The following is a 20,755-nucleotide window of genomic DNA, read 5'->3' on the forward strand; positions in this document are numbered from 1 at the left end:
AAGGGCATCAGAGAGAAGCTTGTTAGTATCCTAGAACTCCACTGCTTTAGCTATGGGAGTTGTCAACTAATTATAAATTAGGTACTCTAGCGTCTTTCAAAAATATATCTTTCACCCACCATAATGCTTTAGAAGATGCATAAGCTGCCGGTGAGTTGTTTCGACATGTACTTATAGAAACAGAATCAGAAAGTGATAAAGAATTAGGAAAGAAGCTAAAGATGAAACGAGCAAAAAAGTTCATAGAAAGACCAAAGAAACCCATGAAACAATAAAGATTGATAAAAAAAGTCATGCGCCCTTCCATATTGTGATGTATTGAATAGGATATATCATCAATGGAAAAAGGAGGGTTACAAATGAGCGGAGGATATGGCGGCGGCTTCGCCTTAATTGTAGTATTGTTCATTCTGTTAATCATTGTAGGAACATCCTACGTTGGTGGTTACGGATATTAATTGATGGAAAGGGACAGAAAAATCTGTCCCTTTTTCATTGGTTTAATGGATAATTACAACTTTTCAAACACAACCTATTGAAAAAGAAAGGTTGAGTTTTGAATGGTTCATCGTTGGTTAGATCAATCTTCAAGTCTTCTATTTTTCTTTACGATCTACGCATTTTTTGGCTGGTGGATTGAAAATATCTATAATTTTTTTACTGTTGGTCATTTTTTAAAACCCAACTTCTGGGTTGGCCCTTTCAAACCTATGTATGGTGAAGCCCCTGTTTTATTAATTGTCCTTATATCCCCTAAAACCAGAAAAACAGTAGTTCTTTTTTTGTGTGCATTGGTTCCAACTATAGTTGAATACATTAGCGGAGCATTATTGGTATATTTTACAGATAGAAAATGGTGGGATTATTCTCATCTTCCCTTCCAACTTCATGGACATGTTTCCTTACTTTTTTCATTAGCTTGGATTATTTTGTCTCTTCTTTGTTTAAAGATCATTCATCCTAAAATCGTGATTGCCTTTCACTCGATCAAACCAGTTTGGACTAAATTCGTTCCATTTATCATCTTGTACTTTTTGTTAGAAACTTTTGTCGCAGTCCAACGATTCTCCAATAACCTAGATTATGTATTTAATTAATTTTCATTTTTCAGATCTATCTTTCCTTTCCTTCATGATAAAATAAGAACAAAATAGGTTAAGGGAAGTGGAAGAATGGAGGAAATATATCTAGATAATAGTGCGACAACGAAACCATATCCGGAAGTTGCTGAAAAAGTAATAGAAATGTTGACAAAATATTACGGTAATCCATCCTCTATCCATCGCCTTGGTTTAGAAAGTAAATCTGAAGTAGAAACAGCAAGAAAAAATTTAGCGGATTCCCTAGCAGTACACCCCAATGAAATTTATTTCACATCTGGCGGAACAGAATCCAATAACATTGCAATAAAAGGAGCTTGCTTGGCAAAGAGTAACATTGGCAACCATATTGTTACTACGGTTGCAGAGCACCCTTCCGTAACAAAAACGGTTCGTGATTTAAAAAGGCAAGGCTGGAAAGTATCTTATATCCCTGTACGAAATGGGAAATTAAATATTGAAAAGCTGGAAAATGCCATTCAAACGAATACCGTACTTGTTAGTACAATGTTAGTGAATAATGAGACCGGTTATATTTTTCCTGTTCGTAAAATAAAAGAGATCATAGAACGCAAAAACTCTTCAGCTCTTTTGCATTGCGATGCTGTACAAGGGTATGGGAAGCTTCCTTTTACAGCAGATAGCTTAGGAGCTGATTTAATCACTATAAGTTCTCATAAAATACACGGGCCAAAAGGAGTCGGTGCGCTTTATGTGAAGAAAGATACCCCTCTTTACTCTTTACATCTAGGGGGTGGACAAGAGCGAGGGCTACGTTCTGGTACAGAAAATACGTCATCTATCGCAGGATTCGGAGTAGCGGTTAAAAGAACTTTTGACAATATGGAGGAAAATGTTACTCATATTCGGGAAATTCGAGATTATTGTTTGGAAAGTGTACAGAATAAACTTCCCCAAGCAATCCTTCATTCTTCAAAATACGGAGCACCGCACATTGTTCACTTTTCTCTTCCTGGTTTTTTAAACAGTGAGGTGGTTACAGAATTGAGCAGGCAAAACATTTTTATATCAGGAGCAGCAGCTTGTAAGTCTAATCACTCTCGAGGTCCATCCATGTTAGAGTCCCTAGGGCTTACCCGTGAAATGGCAAATAGCGCATTAAGAATTAGTTTGTCCTATCAAAACACAAAAGAAGATATAGACCGATTGATAAATGGATTAAAACAAATTAACACACTTAAAGAGCTCGCTGAAAAGTGAGCTCTTTACATTTTTTCCCACAGTTATATTCCTTATAATTGAGAAAAATAGAAAAAACATCAAGAATCATATTAAAATGGGGTGAAAAAATGAAAAAAATCAATGTAGCATGGTTTTGCTTTTTATTGTTGTTAACGTCATGTAATGTAAATGAAAATGATCAAGGTCAGAATGAATTGAATAATGAAAAGGACAATATTTCTAGTTTAAGAACAGACTTGGATAGCAAAAATTATCCACATACTCAGCCTGTAAAAATTCAGGATGCTAAATATGAATTTAGAACCATCAATGGTAAAGGTCAAAATAATATCCAATCTCCAAATTTTCAAATGAACCAAAATCAAACTCAACAACGACAAGACTATTCAAGACTACAAAACACAAATAACATTCAAGCCAAGCAAAAAAATCAGCAACAAACACAAGAACAGATAACCAAAAAACAAAATAATCAAAACCAAAATGTGGATCAAGGTAAAACCCAAGAAAATAAAAATCAAACTACACAAGATAACAAAGCAAATAATAATTTTGTTCAATCTGTTATCGAATTAACCAATGTGGAAAGACAGAAGCAAGGTCTTCCAGTGTTAGAGGGATATACTGAATTAAGCAACGTAGCTCAAGAAAAAGCACAAGATATGAATCAAAAAGGTTATTTTTCCCATACTAGTCCTACTTACGGGTCACCATTCGATATGATACGGGATTTTGGGATTAATTATCAATCAGCTGGGGAAAATATCGCAAAAGGTCAGAAATCCCCTGAAGAAGTTGTGAATGCATGGATGAATAGTGAGGGCCATCGTGCTAATATTCTAGATAACAAATTTACACATATTGGAGTTGGCTTTGATCCAGGTGGAAACCAGTGGGTACAAATGTTTATTAAGAAATAAAAAGAAAAATAAAGTGAAACTTAAATCAGTGGCTGTCCCTCACTGATTGTTAGCACCAAGGGTATGACCTAAAGGCTCTTGAACCAATCGGACATTTACGGGCAGCCACCCATGTAGCAAGGTTCACCAACAAGGATGAAAAATTTATTGTTTTATTTTCATGAGAGTTTCTCACCACCTACTCTTTTCTTCTCACTTAAGACGTGAGGTGAGGGGGTATTACTGCCTGTTCATGCGGGATAAAAAGCGAGCCTCTATTTTGAGCGCTCGCTCTCTTCGATAAATTCATTTTATTCTTTCTCTAAAAGAGCTACACATTCCACATGAACAGTATGTGGAAATAGATCTACAGGCTGTACTACTTTCAATTTATAACCAAAAGGCTCCAATTCCTTAATATCTGTAGCAAAGGTTTCAGGGTTACATGAAACATATACAATACGATCTGGTTGGGATCTTCCTATTCTTCTCATTACTTTTCCACCGGCACCTGAACGTGGAGGGTCCAAAAGTAAAAGTTCGGGATGTCCAAATTCTTCAAGTATTTGATCAATCCCCTTTCTTGCGTCCTTAGCTAAGAAGTAGGTATTAGGTATTTCGTTATCCTTAGCATTTCTTTTTGCAGACTCGATAGAACTTTCCACAATTTCTATTCCTGCCATTTTACCTACACGATCAGCAAATGGTAATGAAAAAGTTCCAACGCCACAAAACAGATCAATCATTTTTTCTGACTTTTGCGGTTTCCCCATTTCAAGAGCCAAGTCAACGAGCTTTTGTGCTTGAACGGGATTTGTTTGGAAAAAGGTATCAAACCAAAGTCTATAACGGTAACCTGCCATTTCATCATTAATAAAGTCTCTTCCGTGTAATATATGACTTTTTTCAGATTGAGTACGATCCCCCCAGTCGGTGTTTTCCAACCACATTAAACTTTTAACTTGTGGAAACGTGGAAGTAATTCTGCTTACTAAATCATTAATTGGGACACTTAACTCACCTTCGGGTGGATCTGTTGCAAATAAAGCGAGCATTATTTCCCCTGTTGCGAAGGATTGTCGTACCATTAAATGACGAAGTAAACCCTCATGCGCATCTTTATCATAGCCTTTTAGATAGTGTTCCCTCGCCCATTGAGCCACTTCCATCGCAGCTTCAACCATTTCTTTCCCGGCAATCAAACAAGTCTCAAGAGAAATAATTTTACGCCAATTTCCTTGTTCATGTAGACCTAATTCACCTTCTGGAGAAAATGTGAATTCCATTTTATTTCGATAATGCCATTGATCATCCATTCCAATTGTATCTAGGACGAGATTGGTGTCAAAACCTTGAGAACCAATAGATTCTCTCACATGATCAGTTTTTTGTTCTAATTGCCCTTCATAGCTCCAGTGCTGCCACACACATCCTCCACATAGATCAAAATGGGGACATGGTGGGGTCACCCTTTCAGAATGAGTTTTCAATATTTCATCGGGCATCGCTTTCCATCTTTTACGATCAGGCGAATCCACAGTAACTCGAACTGTTTCACCAGGCAATGTTTGAGGAATAGTAAGTTTTAATTTTTTTGGATTTTCATTTCCCGTTTCACGCCAAACGACAGCTTGTCCAGAACCTTTTTTATCTAGTTGACGGATTTCGGCTTCAAAAACTTGACCAATTTCTGGTTTCATTCCTATCCCTCCTCGTAAATGGTTATATTCGCCAACAGGTTGTTCTCAAGTATATTGACTAGGCAACAATTCTTTTTTTCTATAACAAAATTTACAAAGGCTATCATACCAAACTTGATATTTCTTATCAATAAAAATATAAGTTTCGATTTTTGTTCATAGAGTATCCTCAATTCTTACCTATATTTAAAGTATAATAAAAGTGTTAATAAAGGATAGTTTTACCTTAAAATAAAAATAAAATTGGTTTAATTCATGGGGTGTATCGAAATGGGTATTTTAAGTAAATGGCTCGAAAGTTTAGATTATAGTTATGAAGTCCTTCAAACATGCACACGATATGCGAGTCATCGTTCTAAATGCCAAAAGTGTGCGGATTCTTGCCCGAAAGACGCCATCATTTTTAAAAATAATGTTCCAACCATTGAATATAGTCGATGTGACCAGTGTGGTGAATGCTTATCAGCTTGTCCAATCCAAGCTATCGCTGGAATTTTCCCTAAAAGAACGATAACACGAAGTCAATTAATTCTTTCTGGTGAGTTTACCCCTTCCACTAAGGAACTGCTTATTTACTATAAAAAAGGGATAAAATCAATCCTATTTACTGATGATTCTGTTTATAATCAATGTAAACAAGTACTTTCTGAAACAAATAAGACCTTAGACATTTTGAATGAGTCTAATTTTACTTTCGAAATTAAAAAATTGGATCCAAATACTGAGAGTCTTTCAAGACGAGAACTGCTCTTCCATTGGAAAAATGATTCTGAGCAAGTAATGAAAGAATTCACCCCTGCGAAATGGAGATTTAATCAAACCGATCTTGATTTACCAAGGCATTACCCTGATTACCAATTTGCAGAAATTACTTTAAATAGTGATAAATGTGTCTTGTGTAAGGCTTGTGAAAAACTATGTAACAAAAAGTGTTTAGAGATAAATGAGGATTACTTTTTAATAGATTCCCAAAGATGTAGTGCTTGTCAACTGTGTCAAGACATATGTCCTGAAAAAGCAATTTCAGTTTCGGAAAAAATTTCTAGGCATAATCCACTACAATTTAAAGTTTATAATAAAACATGCACTAAGTGTAATAATCCCTTTCAAACCATGTCCAACGATGAAACTACGTGTTTTATATGTGATAGAAGCTCTGATTTTTTAAAAGGATTTTAAAAGCAAAGAAGGACTAGCATTAGTTTTTTATCTAGCTAGTCTTTTTTGTGTGATTGAAAGGAAAAGCAAACCCAAACCATTTGAAGGTTTGGGTTTGCTTTTATAAAAATATTGAAGTGGAAATGGCTGCAGCTAATAAAATATAGCGTAGGATGAATCCTCCCACTAGTACTCCAGCTTCTGTCACAACAGTAGGAACTAGGTGTAGAACCCCCGTTGAAGTTGCAGCAACCTCTGCCTCTGCAGATTGTTTCTTAGATGATCTTCTTCCGAGTAATAATTCAATACCCTCAATAAGCATTGGTAGACCTAATCCAAATAACATGAGGCCTAACCAAAATAGAAGGCTCCAATTACCTGTGATAATGGACTTGATAGATAAATAAGCTACCTCATTAGCATTCATAGTTACATAGAACATGAAGAAGATGATAAGAACCTCTAGTGCTAATAAAACTAGATGTGTTTTCTTTAACCATTTTAATCCATGTGCTGCATGACGGTTAACAAGACTAGCGAGTAATACTGTAGCTGCTATTCCTGTAGACATTGCAGAAACTACAAATAAAATAGGTAGAATAGATGTGTTCCATAGAGGTACAGCTTTTACTACACCAATCAGTAATCCTGTGTAAGCAGCAGTACCTACTGCAAAGATAACACCGATGATATCAACAATTTTCGGAACATTCTTTTTGAAATATAGCATTACTGCTTTAAAAAGGGCTATCATCATAAATATGGAAAGGATGATTGTACCATTAGTCATCATTGAGCTAGGAAAGTTCACGAACAAATATATGAAACGTAACGGATCCTTTAGTCCTGCTTCTGCATCAAATACAAGTAATAATAACCCTATTCCAAGTAAGGCTGGAGCTAAAAAATATCCTGTCTTTTGAATAGTAGTTGATAATGGTGACTTATTGCTAACTACATAAGCAGTTAGGTACGCTCCTGCGCTCAGTCCTGCTAGAAATAAATACCAAGCAATAATTGTTCCCCATGCCATTTCTATCACCTCACATAATATATTTTAGGCTTAGTACCCAAATCCGGTCTTAGTAGTGCTGCTTTACGTGCAATAATTTCCTTGCTAATTGTACTATTTGGATCATCTAAGTCCCCAAAAATACGTGCAGAAGAGATACATGTGTTAACACATGCAGGAATATCTTCGATGTTTGATGATGCCCCTGAAGTTGCTTCTGCCTCACCAGAAGCGCCAGCCACAGCAATTACACCCTCGTAACAGAATTTACATTTTAAGACAACACCTGTTTCATGATGTTGAACACGTGCATCGTATGGGCAGGCAACCATACAATATTTACATCCAATACAACGGTCTTCATCTACCAATACAAATCCATGTTCTGTTTGATATGTTGCTCCTGTTGGACAGACCTCTTTACATGGAGGATTTTCACAGTGCTGACATTGAACTGGCAAAACTTGAAAACTCACATTTGGAAATTCCCCTTTTTCTATTGGATTTAAAGTTATAAATGATTCATCTTTTGGTAGATGATTTTGGTGCTGACAAGCTACTCTACATGAATAGCACTCTGCACATTTAGTTGTATCAATAAGCATTCCATAGCGTGCCATTAGCTTCTCACCTTCCTAACCTTGACAATGTTTTCATGTGCCATATTCGTACCACCGATAGGGTCGACTTGATACGGTAAAAAATCTAAATAGCTAAATCCAACCCCATTAGCCGTTTTTAAATGTTCAGAAAATCTTCCGTAGCCAGATGGTACATATACAGCTTCTGGATGAAGACGTTCAGTTACCTTCACTCTTACCTGCTTTGTCGCAACGTCATTGTAAACTTCTACTAAGTCTCCATCTTTTACACCGAACAATTCTGCTTTTCGAGTATTGATCCAGAGACGTTCACCGTTAGTTGTTTCTGTAATAGCCATAAGCTCGGGAATATCTGCTGTAAAAGTTTGAGAGTGGTAACCTTGCTTACCAGTAATAAGACGAACGGATTCTCCAATAGGTTTAACACTTGGTTCCATCCATTTTACAACTGGGCTAAATCCTGCTTTTTTATAGGCTTCACTTAAAAACTCTACTTTTCCAGAAGGAGTTTTTAAAGTTGGAACCGTTCCAATTTTATTACTTAATGCTAAAGTAATAGTTCCACTGTCTCTTATTTGCTTCATAGAAAGATTAGCTGGTGCTAGGATAGCTTCGTTTAGTTCTTCTAAGGTAAAGTCAAAATATTTACCTAATCCCATTTCTTTAGCAAGTTCTGTAAAGATTTCATCTGATCCTTTTGTTTCTGGATGGATTTTCTCAATTGCCCGTTGACCAAAAACGTAAGTACCCACATCAGCGGAAATAACGTGATCTCTTTCCAAATAGGAAGATTCAGGTAATACATAATCTGCAAGTAACGCTGTCTCAGACAATTGGACATCGATTACAACCATAAGCTCTAAAGCATTTAACCCATCTGTCATATACTCTGGATTCGAATAATTACGTACTGGATTGGTATGATTGAATATGGCAGCTTTAATTTTTCCTTGTTTAGCTTTTTCCGGAAGTACTACTGAGACTCCATGATTGGTAGGTACCAACTTAAATTCAGCATCCACTCTTTCTATAGTGGATGGTTGAGGAGTAGGACCTGCTATTGTTCCTAGTTCTGGTTTTGCTTTAAAAACGAGTCCACCGCTTTGTTGAATATTTCCTAATAAAGCATTAAATAATGCTACAGCTCTGGCGGCTTCTGCACCATTTGAATAAGTAGCACCGAATGCACCTCGCCATGATGGCTCAATGACCGCATTTGGTTTAAGAGCAGCCATATCTCTTGCTATTTCAGTTATTTTCTCAGCAGAAATACCAGTGATCTTAGAACCCCATTCAGGAGTATATTCTTCTAATGCTTTCGCATACTCCTCGAATCCAATCGAGTATTTTTCAACAAAATCTTTATCATATAAATTTCCTGTTACTAATACATTGGACATAGCAAGAACAAGTGCAAGGTCTGTTCCAGGACGAATGGCTACCCACTCATCAGCAAATGCTGCCGTATTATTTAGTCTTGGATCAACAATAACAACCTTTGCACGTCTATCCTTCGCAATAGCTAATTCTTGGATAGAAGATGGTTTAATTCCATCACCATAACTTCTACCTATAAATAAGATGTACTTAGAATTTTCAACATCAGCTGATGGTACCCCACCTAAAGTATGTTTAAAACCGGTGTCTCTTCCGTTTGAACATGCACTATGGTGTGTGAAGTAGTTTGGTGATCCAATGGCATCTAAGAACCTTTTTCCATAAAAAGTACCAGTAGGGCGCGGATTTTCTGTATAAGCAACAACCTGTGGACCATTTTCTTTTATAATTTGATTAAGTTTTTCACCAATTTCTTTATATGCTTGTTCCCATGAAATCGGTTCAAACTCACCGTCAGAACCCTTCTTTAAAGGCTGTGTCACACGATCAGGTGCGTATGGAAAAGTTATTAAACCATGACCTCTAGCACAAAGTTTTCCTTTACTGCTAGGATGATCAGCCAAACCTTGAATTTTCCAGATATGATCATCCAACTTATACACGTTAATTCCACACTTGTTAGAACAGCCGTCACAAACTGATGGAAGATCAGAGGCAGCCTCACTAAAAGCTTGAGCTCTTTCTTGAAAAGCTTTAAATTCCACAGTGCCAATGGTAGCCAATGCTGTCGTAGCGGCAGATGCTTTCAAAAAGGTACGTCTGTTTAATTTGTTATTAAGCATTATGCTTTTCCTCCTTTATTATTGTGAAAATATTCACAACAGTTTTCAGAACGTATGAAAATGGCAAGTCTTAGACTTCACTCTATCAGACCCCCTTAGTCTACAATCCGCTACCCAGTCGTCTTTTTTCTTCAGAAAGCACTTGCCTGATTAAATCTGTTACAACAACATACAACTCGCTATTTTCCAGTGTTTGTAATTTATAAAAAAAGTCACCTAGCCAATCTAAGTGATCTTGAATAAACTGTTTGGCATATATTTCATAGTCAGAACCTATTAAAAATGCCAAAAATTCAAGTAATAAAGTCAAATGATCAGGCATCATCTTGTATTCTTCAGGAATTTCAATATTTAATTCTTCAAAAAGATATCTAATATGCATAGCAGAATCTCCATTGAAATATCCCTTACTTCTTGCCATTGGAGATGATTGTAGAGCTGGATTTGTACTCCAAACCTTGTATACAGATTCAACAGGGGTTGCGAATGGTCTCCCTGTTCCTATAAAAGTCCGGTTGTAATTTCTTTTATATTTTTTAAAATTGGTTAAATAATCTTTAAAGCTTGTAAGCTTTAAATCATAATCAGCTTGAGAAAACAGTATCTCTAACAATCTATCAATCTCTCCACTATGTAATTGCTCATAAAATTCTACTGTTGGAGGTTTATAAAACTCGGAAAAAATCAAAAAGATCTCTTGGATGGCTTCTTTTTCCTTATGATTTTTTAGCATGAACATACTCTCCTTTCTTTTAAGTTTACTTTTTCTGCCAGCATAGTCGGCCGTTAAACACAAAATTATTGTCATTACTTACAATCCATTTGTTAACGATTTCACATTATTTTCTTACATTCAGTATATTTCATTACGTGAACAAGGAATGTGAAAAATAAGCAAACAGTTCTCATTCCTTCTATCTGGGTGGTGTTAAATGGAAAGAATGTGAAATTTAGATGGATAAAGAGTGAAAAATTTGTAAACTTATTTACAAATTTGTGTACAAAAAGAATCATTTTCTAACAGAAGAGTGCAGAAATAAGAAAAGCGCAAGCACCCTCGATCATCGACGTAAAGCGGTGGACCTCATCGATATTAAGGATCGTTGGCTATAACCGTAACATCGTGTGATAACGCCGACGTGACATACTTCCTCGAAAAAGCAAGCTTTTTCTTCGTGCGAAGTAGCTCTATGTAGCTTTCCTTTGTGCGATTACTTGGGGCAAAAACTTCGAAGATTACTCGATGAAGCTTTTTCGCTGGAGCTAGGCAGATTTTATACTTTCTTTCAAAAAAAGAAACCTCATTTTTTGAGGTCCCTTTTGTTTCTTTTCTCTTTATTTCTTTCTTTTCCGATAACTTCGCCAGATTTAAAATTATATCCTTTATGAAACCGCAGCGTGGAAGAACCAATATTATTGTTCATTGTTGCTTCTTCATTGAGTTTCTCATTCTTTGCCATACAGCGTCCCCCTAACTATTTTATTATTCTTATTATGAACAATATAGATAGAAAGATGTGTTGCACTTCCCGTGTGAACTTACTTCACGACTAGTGGGAATCAATGGATTTCTTTGTTTAACTCAATGACACCATAATGAAATAATGCGGTTTTTCGTTTGTACTGTGTAAATCCAAATTCCTTAAATCGTTGACTCTGCCAATGATCTTTGAGGACTACTCTTTGTTTAGCTACTCTTTTAGCCTCTTGAATAAGATCTAAAGTCAATTCTGATTTGAATGCTTGATTTCGGATTGAATTGATTCCATTGGAAGTTTCAATAGAAGAAGAAAACATAGGATCTAAATAAACAACATCAAAGGAATTTGTATCTGCTTTTTTTAGGTAATGACCATGATCGGCTTGTACCACATCGATAGCTCTCATCGCACAGTCGAATCTTTTAATTCCGGAGACAAATGATGATAAACCTTCCTTCGTTAACAGATATAATTTGGGATTGGCTTCAATGCCAGTAACCAAACCTTTGTCTCCAAGCACTAGGCTTGCAATAATACTGTCAGATGCTAACCCAAGAGTACAATCAAGAAACGACATTCCCTCCTTTAGTTTCGCTATGCTTACTAAAGGTTCCTCTTCCCCATTAAGTATCCTTTTTGCTCTTACCATAGCTAGATTTGGGTGAAAGAACAATTCTTGATCGTCATGCAGTGGAGAGATGACTAAACGATTTTTCCCGACAATAAGGACATCGTCTTGAAACTCCATCTTCATAGTCTTAATCGATACCCCACTTCTTTCTTTGTAATGAATCTGATGAGTTTCTGCTAGTTGTTTTGCTTTCTTTACCATATCTCTTGAAGTGCGACCCGCAGTAGTTACAATCATAATCATTCATCTCTCTTCAGTAATACCTATTTCTTCAATACTTATGTAATGTAACACACGGAAAATCAAAATGAAATTCCGTGTGTGATCATCTTTTATTCTTTCTCAAACATTGCAATCCACAAATCAACCTCAAGTGAAATTACTCGTTCCTTGTCAAAATCTATCGAAAAGTACTGTTTTTGTCTGGGTGTAGCATCCAATAATAGCTCTTGCATTTCGTGGACCTTTTTCTCATGAAGAAGGTGCTCATGTATCCATTCCTCCAAATAAATTTGTCTCTTCTCTATTTTGGCTGAATGCACATAAAGGCGGTACTTTTTAAATATTGTTTTCCATTCAATTGTAGATTTAAAATGAAATGGCTGATCATTTCCTAAATTGAAGAATTGGCTTACAATTTTTCCGTGTGAAGGATCATTGGGCAACACATGGTCTATAAACATGAATTTTCCTCCGTGTTTTAAAACCCTATGAAGCTCTGACATTAAAGGATTAGAGCTTGTTAAAAGGCAGGAGGACATTCTAAAAATAATAGCATCAAAGTAATGGTCAGGAAAGGGAACCCTATCCTCCCCTCCCTTCGACAAATCTAATAAGATAACTTTTCTTACCCATGGTGAAATTAATTCTTGAATATATTGAATATCCTTAGAGTCTATCACCAGTACACGCCAAGTCGATTTGAAATTCATCCACTCTTTGATTTTCATTATGTCTTTTTCAAACTTAGGAGAGCTATGAAACTTCTTATCTAACTGACCATTCACATGGTTAGAATTAATCATCCCATCAACTCCTATCCTAAACAGGATATACGCCATGCTTACGCTCTGAAAACATTACATTTTTTGATTCATAGGCAGCGAATCTTTGTATTAACTCTTTTCTTAATTGGTTTGGATCTACAATAGCATCGACAACCATTTCTGAAGCTAATCGATAGATATCAATATTCTCTTTATACTCTTCTTGCTTTTGTTTAATAAAAACTGGACGTTCTTCCTCTGGAAGCTCTGAAATTTTATTAGCATACACAGCATTAACAGCTGCCTCTGGCCCCATAACAGCAATTTGTGCGCTAGGCAAAGCTAAACAACAATCAGGGTCAAAGGCTGGACCTGCCATGGCATATAACCCAGCTCCATACGCTTTTCGAACAATAACTGAAATCTTAGGGACAGTTGCTTCACTCATGGCTGCCAACATTTTTGCCCCATGGCGGATGATACCTGCTCTTTCTACTCTAGTGCCAATCATAAATCCAGGAATATCTGCTAGGAATAGCAATGGGATATGGAAGGCATCACACAGTTGGATAAACTTTGCTGCCTTATCGGCTGAATCATGAAAAAGAACGCCACCCTTTACTCGAGGCTGATTTGCAATAATTCCAACAACCTTACCGTCCATTCTAGCTAAGCCAGTGATGATTTCAGAAGCAAACAGCTTTTTAATCTCACAAAAACTGTCTTCATCAATAAGGTGATTGACAAGCTCATACATATCAAAAGGAGCGTTTTGATTTTCTGGGATTAAATCTTCTATGCTTCTCTCAGAAAATAAAGGTGATTGTGCTTCATTCACACGTGGTTTTTGCTTATAGTTTTGAGGAAAATAGCTCAAATAATTACGCGCATAGTGGATGGCCTCTTCCTCTGTTTCTGCAAGCACATCACCACATCCAGAAACAGAGCAGTGCATTCTTGCACCTCCCATTTCCTCTAACGTAACTTTTTCCCCTATTACCTTTTCTGCCATACGAGGTGAGCCTAAGTACATGGAGGCATTTCCATCAACCATAACTACAATATCGCAAAAAGCAGGAATATAAGCTCCGCCCGCTGCTGACGGCCCAAACAATAAACACACTTGTGGTACACGTCCTGAAAGCTTTATTTGGTTATGAAAAATTCGTCCTGCTCCACGTCGACCTGGAAACATTTCAATTTGATCCGTGATTCTTGCTCCTGCTGAATCTACTAAATATAGCATTGGTATTTCTAGTTTTTCTGCAGTTTCCTGAATACGAATTATTTTTTCTACCGTTCGTGATCCCCATGAGCCTGCCTTGACTGTTGAATCGTTGGCCATAACGCAAACTTGTTGGCCGTTAATCTTTCCAATACCTGTAACCACTCCATCTGCAGGCAGATCCTCCCTTTGGCAATTAGCAAAAAAAGCATCTTCTATTTCTAAGTCCCCATCAAATAAAAGAGCAAGTCGCTCTCGGACAAATAACTTTCCTTGCTCTTGATTCTTTTCATGATATTTTGGATGTCCTCCTGATTTGATTCTCTCTTCTATTTCTTTTAATATTTTTGTATTTCCCACGAACAAGTAACCCCCTTCTTTCTCATTCTCCCTTATAGACCGGGCTTCTTTTCTCTTGAAAAGCTTGAAGTCCCTCTAATCGATCTTTTGTTCCAATTGTCTTCTTATAAAAAGTGTGTTCTATGTTTAATCCTTCCTCTAAACTAAGCTCGATTCCCTGATCGATGGCCTGTTTTGCCAACCGCACGGCAATGGGGCCATTTTGTGAAATCTGCTTGGCAATTTGTAGAGTACGTTCATATAGTCCTTCTGGCTCTGATATGAATTCGGTAACCCCATAATGGTAAGATTCTTGAGCATTTAACCGTTTGGCCGAGAGAATCATCCATTTTGCCTTTCCAGCACCAATTAACCTGCTTAATCGTTGCGTTCCTCCCGCTCCAGGAATAATTCCAAGAGAGGTTTCAGTAAGCCCGACCTTGGCATCGGTACTCATGACTCTAAAATCACAGCCCAATGCTAGTTCAAGTCCGCCACCAAAAGCTACTCCTTGAATCATAGCAACTACCGGAAATGGCAATGCTTCTACTTTCTTTACTACATCACCAATTTGTTGAACGGTCTGAATTACCTCTCGATCGTTCATTCCTTTTCTCTCTTTTAAATCGGCCCCCGCACAAAATGCCTTTTCTCCTTCTCCTGTTAAGATAAGGCATCGTATATCTGACCTGTTTTTTACCTCCTCTAGAGTTTGTAGAAATTCTTTCAGCATTTCTTGTGATAAAGCGTTAGCTGCCTCTGGACGATTCAGTTTTAGCATACCAATATGGGAATCTATCATATCAAATGTAACCGTTTTACTCATCGATTGTCTTCCTCCTTCCTCATCTGATTTCTTATTTGCATTTGATGACTAGGAAGGGACTTTCCAACAGCTTCTTGAATAAAATCTGCTGCCTTCATGAGTTGGCTGGTCTGTATCCCCGTTTCAACCCCCATAGACTCTAGCATATGATTTAGGTCATCCGTGGCCAGATTACCCGAGGCTCCTTTTGCGTAAGGGCACCCACCTAATCCACCAAGAGAGCTATCAAAGATGGTAAATCCCATTTCAAGCGCCGCCCATACATTTGCTAGTGCCATTCCTCGCGTATTATGAAAATGTAAGGCTATTTTTTCTTGAGGAATATATTTAGTGAGTTCGTATAAGACTTGCTGGACTTGTCTTGGATTCGCAACACCAATCGTATCTCCTAATGATAATTCATCGACTCCCATTTCTAGTAACCTCTCAGAAACCTTAACAACCTGAGAAACTGCTACGTCACCATCATAGGGACAACCAAACACGGTAGAAACGTAGCCTCTAATATTTCTTCCTGTGGCTTTCCCCTCTTTGACGACCTCTTCTAACACAGAATAGGTCTCATCGATCGTCTTATTAATATTTCGTTTGTTATGTCCCTCACTGGCAGACATAAACACTGAAAACTCGTGAATAGGAGTGTCAAGCGCCCTTTCCAACCCTTTTCGATTAGGAATAAGCGCTGCATAGGTTACATCGGGATGGGAAGGAAGATGTTTTACTACTTGTTCCGAATCTGCTAATTGTGGGATCCACTTTGGATGAACAAACGAAGTTACTTCTAAATAGCGCAAGCCAGTTTGAACTAACTTTTCAATCCATGCTATTTTTTGTTCCGTTGGAATAAGTTTTTTTTCATTTTGTAGACCATCCCTTGGACCTACTTCTTTTATGAAAACTTCTTTTGGAAATGACAAACTTCCACTTCCCCTCTACTCTTCTTCCACAACGGCGATAAGGTCTCCCTCATTTACAAAATCTCCTTCTTTCACATAAAAGGTGGTCACCTTTCCTTTCACAGGAGTTGATATAGGAATCTCCATTTTCATAGACTCAAGAATAACAACATCCTGGCCAATATTAACCGTATCTCCTTCTGTCACTATCTTCTTCCATATACTACCTGCCATATTTGCAACTACATCAGCCATGACTTATATCCATCCTTTCTTTTACTAGACTTGTTATTTGATAATCTTGTAGATAGGTGGTCCATGTAGACCCTTGTTTAAATTTCTCATGTTTTCCAATTACCTTTAGTAATGGCAAATTGGTTTTTATCCCTTCCACAACTGTATAATTTAATGCACTGTTCAATTTTTCTATTGCTTGTGACCTGTTTGAACCATGTACTATGACTTTAGCAATCATTGGATCATAGTAGGGCGTCACTTTTGCACCTTCTTGAACTCCTGTGTCCACTCGAGAATCCTTAGAAAAAGATAACTTTGTGATTAATCCAGGCGATGGATAAAAAGTAATCGGGTCCTCTGCATACACACGAACCTCTATGGAGTGCCCCTTTATTCTTAAGTCCCCTTGGCGGTATCTTAGTTCTTCACCAGCAGCTATTCTTAACTGCTCCTCCACCAAGTCAAGGCCCGTAATAAATTCTGTAACAGGATGCTCCACTTGAAGTCGTGTATTCATTTCTAAAAAATAGAAATTTTGTTCTGAATCTACTAAAAATTCGATAGTACCCGCATTCTGATAGCCAATATTTTGGGCTGCGATAACAGCTGCTTCTGCCATTCTCTCTCTCGTTTTTTCTGTTAAGAATGGAGAAGGAGCTTCCTCAAGGATTTTTTGATGTCTACGTTGAATGGAACATTCACGATCAAATAGGTGAATGACATTTCCATATCGGTCAGCCAAAATTTGAACTTCAATGTGTCTAGCATTTTCAAGCTTTTTCTCCATATACATAGTTCCATCTCCGAAAAACGCAGTGGACCTTCTTTGGTTCGATTCGAAGGCTTTTTTTAACTCTTCATTAGAATAAACAGTTTCCATCCCAATTCCACCGCCTCCGGCTGATGCTTTGATCATCACTGGGTAGCCAATGGATTGGGCTGCAAGTACAGCTTCATTTTCGTCTTTAATTCCATGAAATATCCCAGGTATAACAGGAAGTCCTGCAGCTTCCATAGTTTTCCTAGCCTCAATCTTGCTTCCCATTGTTCTTATGACCTCTGAGGTGGGACCAATAAACGTAACACCTGCTTCTGTACATTTTTTCGCAAAATCTGCATTTTCACTTAATAAACCATAGCCTGGATGAATAGCGTCTACCTTCTCCTGTTTGGCTAGATCAATGATGGCATCCATCTTTAAATAGCTATCTTGGACACGAGAAGTTCCAATAAGGAACGCATCATCTGCTTCTTTTACAAAAGGCATCTCCGTATCTGCTTCCGAAAAAATTACTACAGTATGAATCCCTAGTCTTTTACACGTTTTTATAATTCGTGAAGCAATCTCTCCACGGTTTGCAATCAAAACTTTGTCAAACAAAAAAGACCCCTCCTACACACAACCTAATTGTCTTGAGATCACCAATCTCTGAATCTCGGATGTTCCTTCCCCAATTTCTAATAGTTTGGCATCTCTCAACATCCGTTCCACTTCGTATTCCCGCATATACCCATAACCGCCATGGATCTGAATGGCTTGATTCGCGGTTCGAAAAGCAGCTTCTGAGGCGTAGAGTTTGGCAAAGGCTGCTTCTTTGGTAAAAGGCTTCCCTTGGTCTTTCAGCCATGCAGCTTTATGAACCATATTTCTTGCAAGTTCAACTTCCATTGCCATATCAGCCAATTTAAATTGAATAGCTTGAAAAGAGGAAATAGATTTCCCAAACTGTTTCCGCTCTTTCGCATAAGCTAGAGCCTTTTCTAATGCACCTTGTGCTATGCCAACAGCGAGTGCACCTATGGAAATACGGCCTCCATCTAATGTGTAAAGAAATTGCTTAAATCCTTTTTGGGGATCTCCTAAGAGATTTTCCTTTGGAACTTTTACATTTTCTAAAATAATTTCCGTCGTATTCGATCCTCGGACACCCATTTTGTCATAAGGAGCTGTTATCGTTAACCCCATTGTGTTTTTTGGTACGACAATAGCAGAGATTATATTCTTTCCCCGTTCATCTTTTCCAGTAACAGCTGTCACTGTAATGGTCCTAGCATAACTTGCATTTGTGATCCAGCATTTTTCTCCATTGATAATGTAATGATCATCCACTAATTCCGCCTTTGTTTGGGTCCCCCCAGCATCAGAACCTGCATTAGGTTCAGTCAAACCAAAAGAACCAAGAGCTTTCCCCTTAGCTAGCGGTATAAGATGCTCTTGCTTTTGCTCTTCTGTCCCAAAATAATAAATAGGTGATGCACCTAAACTTACAGCTGCAGCGTAACTCAGTCCCGTACTCCCACATACACGACCAATTTCTTCAACTGCTAGAGCATAGGTTAAAGTGTCCCCTCCTGAACCACCATATTTTTCAGGAAAAGGAATACCCATCAAACCAAGCTGACCCATCTGTTTAAAAATATCTTCTGGAAACATTGAGTCTCTATCAATTTCTACTGTTATGGGTCTAATTTTCTCCTCGGCAAAATTGTGAACCATTTCCCTTGTCATTTCCTGTTCCTTGGACAATGTAAAATCCATAAACTTCCCCCTTTGTGAAGTGAATTAGACCGACTGGTTGGTCGGTACAAGCCATAGTCATGTGTCCTTTGTTAATAAATACCCCTTAGTTCTTGCTTCTCCTAGCATAGAAGAATGAACAACACTATGCAGAATGAAGTCCGTAAAAATATTTGCGATGTCCTCGATCGAATACTCCCCATTTTTTCGATACCATTTGTATGTCCAATTCACCATTCCTAAAATGGACATTACCGTTATATTAGCAGGGATTTCTTTTCTGAATTCTCCCCTTTGAATTCCTTCTTCGATCACTGTACGTAAAAGCAACCGGAACTGATCCCGCTTTTCTTTAATTTCTTCCTCATAGTCTGGTTTTAAGTAATTGCTTTCTTGATAAAAAACTGTAATATGTGGTTTATAAATATCAAACACTCTTACAAATACTTGGATAATCCCATACAACTGATCTAAAGGTCTTTCGTGTTTTTCAAAGGCATGATTGGCTTTTTCCAACACGTAAGTAATAAACGTATCGTGTATTTCAAAAAGCAAATCATCCTTTGATTGAAAATAGTGATAAAACCCCCCTTTTGATGTATTACATGCCTTCACAATGTCATTAACACTTACCCCGTGATAGCCATGTTTTTCAAACAATTCAAGTGCTGCTTCCATAATTGCATCTCTTAGCTCTGCCATTTCCAATCCCGCCTAACACTTTTCACCATTGACACAGTTTATAAAAATGAAACTTTGTAATCGCTTACATAATAACATAAAGTTCTGAAAATTGTAAATTCCAAACGTATTTTTGGTATAAAAACAAATCCACGATTAATCAATTTCATATTTTCAGGTATAGAAAAACCCTCTTGCTCTCCAAAAGGGTTTGTAAATATTTAATTTATTTCATTGACAACAGGGTTGTCTTTATAACTAATCCAGTCGCTCCAACTTCCTGCATATAATTTAGGATTAGCACCAATTGAATCAAGCGCTAAAAAGTTCACACAGGCAGTGACACCAGAGCCACAATAAACTATAATTTCCTTATCTAGATTTCTGTATATCCCGAGGCCTTTTTCTTGTTCTTCTTGTGATTTCCAGCGTCCTTCTTTGGTGATTCTGTTTTGCCAATCTTCATTTTTAGCACTAGGTATATGTCCGGCGATAGGATCGATATTTTCATTTTTCCCTTGATAGCGGTCATTCGACCTAGAATCTATGAACAAGACGTCCTTGTTATTTATAGATTGTTTCACATAATTCATTGAAACTAACATCTGATCTTGGATATTCGGTTCAAAATGTGTAAGTATAGGTTTTCTTATTTCAGCAGACACTGGATATCCTTTTCTTTTCCAATTCGTATAATTCTCCTCTAGTACGTACACTTTCTCATGCCCAAGGTATTTTAGCAGCCACCAAAGTCTTGATGCCATTGCTCCTCCCTGATCATCATAAGCCACCACTATTTTTGTTTGATCTATGCCCGCTCGACTAAATATCTGTACTAGATTTTCTATAGCAGGAAGGGGATGTCTGCCTCCGTGCTCTGAAACAGGGGCTGACAAATCCTTTTCTAAATCGAAATAAATAGAGCCTGAAATATGGTCTTGCAAATAATCATCATATCCCTTCTTGGGGTTTCCTAATTGAAAACGGCAATCGACAACTACCAAATTAGGATCTTTTATATGTTTGTTTAGCCAATCAAGACCAACTAAATTTTTAATAGACACAGGACTTAACCTCCTTT

The 20,755-nt window shown here is 37.4% G+C and carries 21 protein-coding genes; 5 read left to right on the forward strand and 16 right to left on the reverse strand.

Annotation, left to right across the window (positions count from 1 at the left end; translation table 11 throughout):
• Positions 1-359 precede the first annotated feature (359 nt).
• The 4 genes from RZN25_11010 (at position 360) to RZN25_11025 (ending at position 3,223) form a co-directional block, all read left to right on the forward strand.
• Positions 360-458, forward strand: a complete 99-nt coding sequence (locus RZN25_11010; GenBank protein MEQ6377350.1) for a YjcZ family sporulation protein — start codon at positions 360-362, stop codon at positions 456-458.
• A 102-nt stretch (positions 459-560) separates the two neighbouring features.
• Complete coding sequence (locus RZN25_11015; GenBank protein MEQ6377351.1) at positions 561-1,097, forward strand: putative ABC transporter permease; 537 nt, start codon at positions 561-563, stop codon at positions 1,095-1,097.
• Positions 1,098-1,172: 75 nt separating this feature from the next.
• Entirely contained in the window at positions 1,173-2,321 is a 1,149-nt protein-coding gene (locus RZN25_11020; protein ID MEQ6377352.1) for a cysteine desulfurase family protein, read from the forward strand.
• An 89-nt stretch (positions 2,322-2,410) separates the two neighbouring features.
• Positions 2,411-3,223, forward strand: a complete 813-nt coding sequence (locus RZN25_11025) for a CAP domain-containing protein (protein ID MEQ6377353.1) — start codon at positions 2,411-2,413, stop codon at positions 3,221-3,223.
• A 290-nt stretch (positions 3,224-3,513) separates the two neighbouring features.
• Here RZN25_11025 and rlmD read toward each other — a convergent pair whose 3' ends face one another.
• The gene (gene rlmD, locus RZN25_11030; GenBank protein MEQ6377354.1) at positions 3,514-4,902 is read right to left on the reverse strand and encodes a 23S rRNA (uracil(1939)-C(5))-methyltransferase RlmD; all 1,389 of its coding nucleotides are present in this window, start codon (positions 4,900-4,902) and stop codon (positions 3,514-3,516) included.
• Between the two features lie 270 nt (positions 4,903-5,172).
• Here rlmD and RZN25_11035 point away from each other — a divergent pair, with 270 nt between their 5' ends.
• A complete protein-coding gene (locus RZN25_11035) occupies positions 5,173-6,081 on the forward strand; it encodes a 4Fe-4S binding protein (GenBank protein ID MEQ6377355.1) in 909 nt (302 codons plus the stop codon).
• A gap of 100 nt (positions 6,082-6,181) precedes the next feature.
• Here the strand turns inward: RZN25_11035 and nrfD are convergent, their stop codons facing one another.
• The 15 genes from nrfD to RZN25_11110 all read right to left on the reverse strand — a co-directional run bounded on the left by nrfD (position 6,182) and on the right by RZN25_11110 (position 20,738).
• On the reverse strand, positions 6,182-7,093 hold the full coding sequence (gene nrfD / locus RZN25_11040) for an NrfD/PsrC family molybdoenzyme membrane anchor subunit (protein MEQ6377356.1): 912 nt from the start codon (positions 7,091-7,093) through the stop codon (positions 6,182-6,184).
• Positions 7,094-7,098: 5 nt separating this feature from the next.
• Positions 7,099-7,692: a 4Fe-4S dicluster domain-containing protein gene (locus RZN25_11045; GenBank protein MEQ6377357.1), complete on the reverse strand. Its 594-nt coding sequence runs from the start codon at positions 7,690-7,692 to the stop codon at positions 7,099-7,101.
• Complete coding sequence (locus tag RZN25_11050; protein ID MEQ6377358.1) at positions 7,692-9,854, reverse strand: molybdopterin-dependent oxidoreductase; 2,163 nt, start codon at positions 9,852-9,854, stop codon at positions 7,692-7,694. The genes RZN25_11045 and RZN25_11050 overlap by 1 nt, the downstream gene beginning before the upstream one ends.
• A 100-nt stretch (positions 9,855-9,954) precedes the next feature.
• Positions 9,955-10,587: a molecular chaperone TorD family protein gene (locus tag RZN25_11055; GenBank protein MEQ6377359.1), complete on the reverse strand. Its 633-nt coding sequence runs from the start codon at positions 10,585-10,587 to the stop codon at positions 9,955-9,957.
• A 568-nt stretch (positions 10,588-11,155) separates the two neighbouring features.
• Positions 11,156-11,314 (reverse strand): hypothetical protein, encoded by a 159-nt coding sequence (locus RZN25_11060; GenBank protein MEQ6377360.1) that lies wholly within the window; start codon positions 11,312-11,314, stop codon positions 11,156-11,158.
• A 100-nt stretch (positions 11,315-11,414) separates the two neighbouring features.
• Positions 11,415-12,209 (reverse strand): class I SAM-dependent methyltransferase, encoded by a 795-nt coding sequence (locus tag RZN25_11065; GenBank protein MEQ6377361.1) that lies wholly within the window; start codon positions 12,207-12,209, stop codon positions 11,415-11,417.
• Positions 12,210-12,298: 89 nt separating this feature from the next.
• Positions 12,299-12,991 carry a methyltransferase domain-containing protein gene (locus RZN25_11070; GenBank protein ID MEQ6377362.1) on the reverse strand — a complete coding sequence of 231 codons (693 nt, stop codon included), beginning with the start codon at positions 12,989-12,991 and terminating at the stop codon, positions 12,299-12,301.
• Between the two features lie 16 nt (positions 12,992-13,007).
• Complete coding sequence (locus RZN25_11075; GenBank protein ID MEQ6377363.1) at positions 13,008-14,537, reverse strand: acyl-CoA carboxylase subunit beta; 1,530 nt, start codon at positions 14,535-14,537, stop codon at positions 13,008-13,010.
• 22 nt (positions 14,538-14,559) lie between these two features.
• Positions 14,560-15,342: an enoyl-CoA hydratase gene (locus RZN25_11080; protein ID MEQ6377364.1), complete on the reverse strand. Its 783-nt coding sequence runs from the start codon at positions 15,340-15,342 to the stop codon at positions 14,560-14,562.
• The gene (locus RZN25_11085; GenBank protein MEQ6377365.1) at positions 15,339-16,259 is read right to left on the reverse strand and encodes a hydroxymethylglutaryl-CoA lyase; all 921 of its coding nucleotides are present in this window, start codon (positions 16,257-16,259) and stop codon (positions 15,339-15,341) included. The genes RZN25_11080 and RZN25_11085 overlap by 4 nt, the downstream gene beginning before the upstream one ends.
• Positions 16,260-16,274: 15 nt before the next feature.
• Positions 16,275-16,493, reverse strand: coding sequence for an acetyl-CoA carboxylase biotin carboxyl carrier protein subunit (locus RZN25_11090; GenBank protein ID MEQ6377366.1), 219 nt, complete (start codon positions 16,491-16,493; stop codon positions 16,275-16,277).
• A complete protein-coding gene (locus RZN25_11095; protein ID MEQ6377367.1) occupies positions 16,486-17,856 on the reverse strand; it encodes an acetyl-CoA carboxylase biotin carboxylase subunit in 1,371 nt (456 codons plus the stop codon). Before RZN25_11095 ends, RZN25_11090 begins: the two co-directional genes overlap by 8 nt.
• A gap of 12 nt (positions 17,857-17,868) precedes the next feature.
• Positions 17,869-19,014, reverse strand: a complete 1,146-nt coding sequence (locus RZN25_11100; GenBank protein ID MEQ6377368.1) for an acyl-CoA dehydrogenase — start codon at positions 19,012-19,014, stop codon at positions 17,869-17,871.
• Between the two features lie 57 nt (positions 19,015-19,071).
• Positions 19,072-19,695, reverse strand: a complete 624-nt coding sequence (locus tag RZN25_11105) for a TetR/AcrR family transcriptional regulator (GenBank protein ID MEQ6377369.1) — start codon at positions 19,693-19,695, stop codon at positions 19,072-19,074.
• 200 nt (positions 19,696-19,895) lie between these two features.
• On the reverse strand, positions 19,896-20,738 hold the full coding sequence (locus tag RZN25_11110) for a sulfurtransferase (protein ID MEQ6377370.1): 843 nt from the start codon (positions 20,736-20,738) through the stop codon (positions 19,896-19,898).
• Positions 20,739-20,755 lie beyond the last annotated feature (17 nt).

This window comes from Bacillaceae bacterium S4-13-56 (assembly GCA_040191315.1).
In the GTDB taxonomy this organism is placed as follows: Bacteria; Bacillota; Bacilli; order Bacillales; family JAWJLM01; genus JAWJLM01.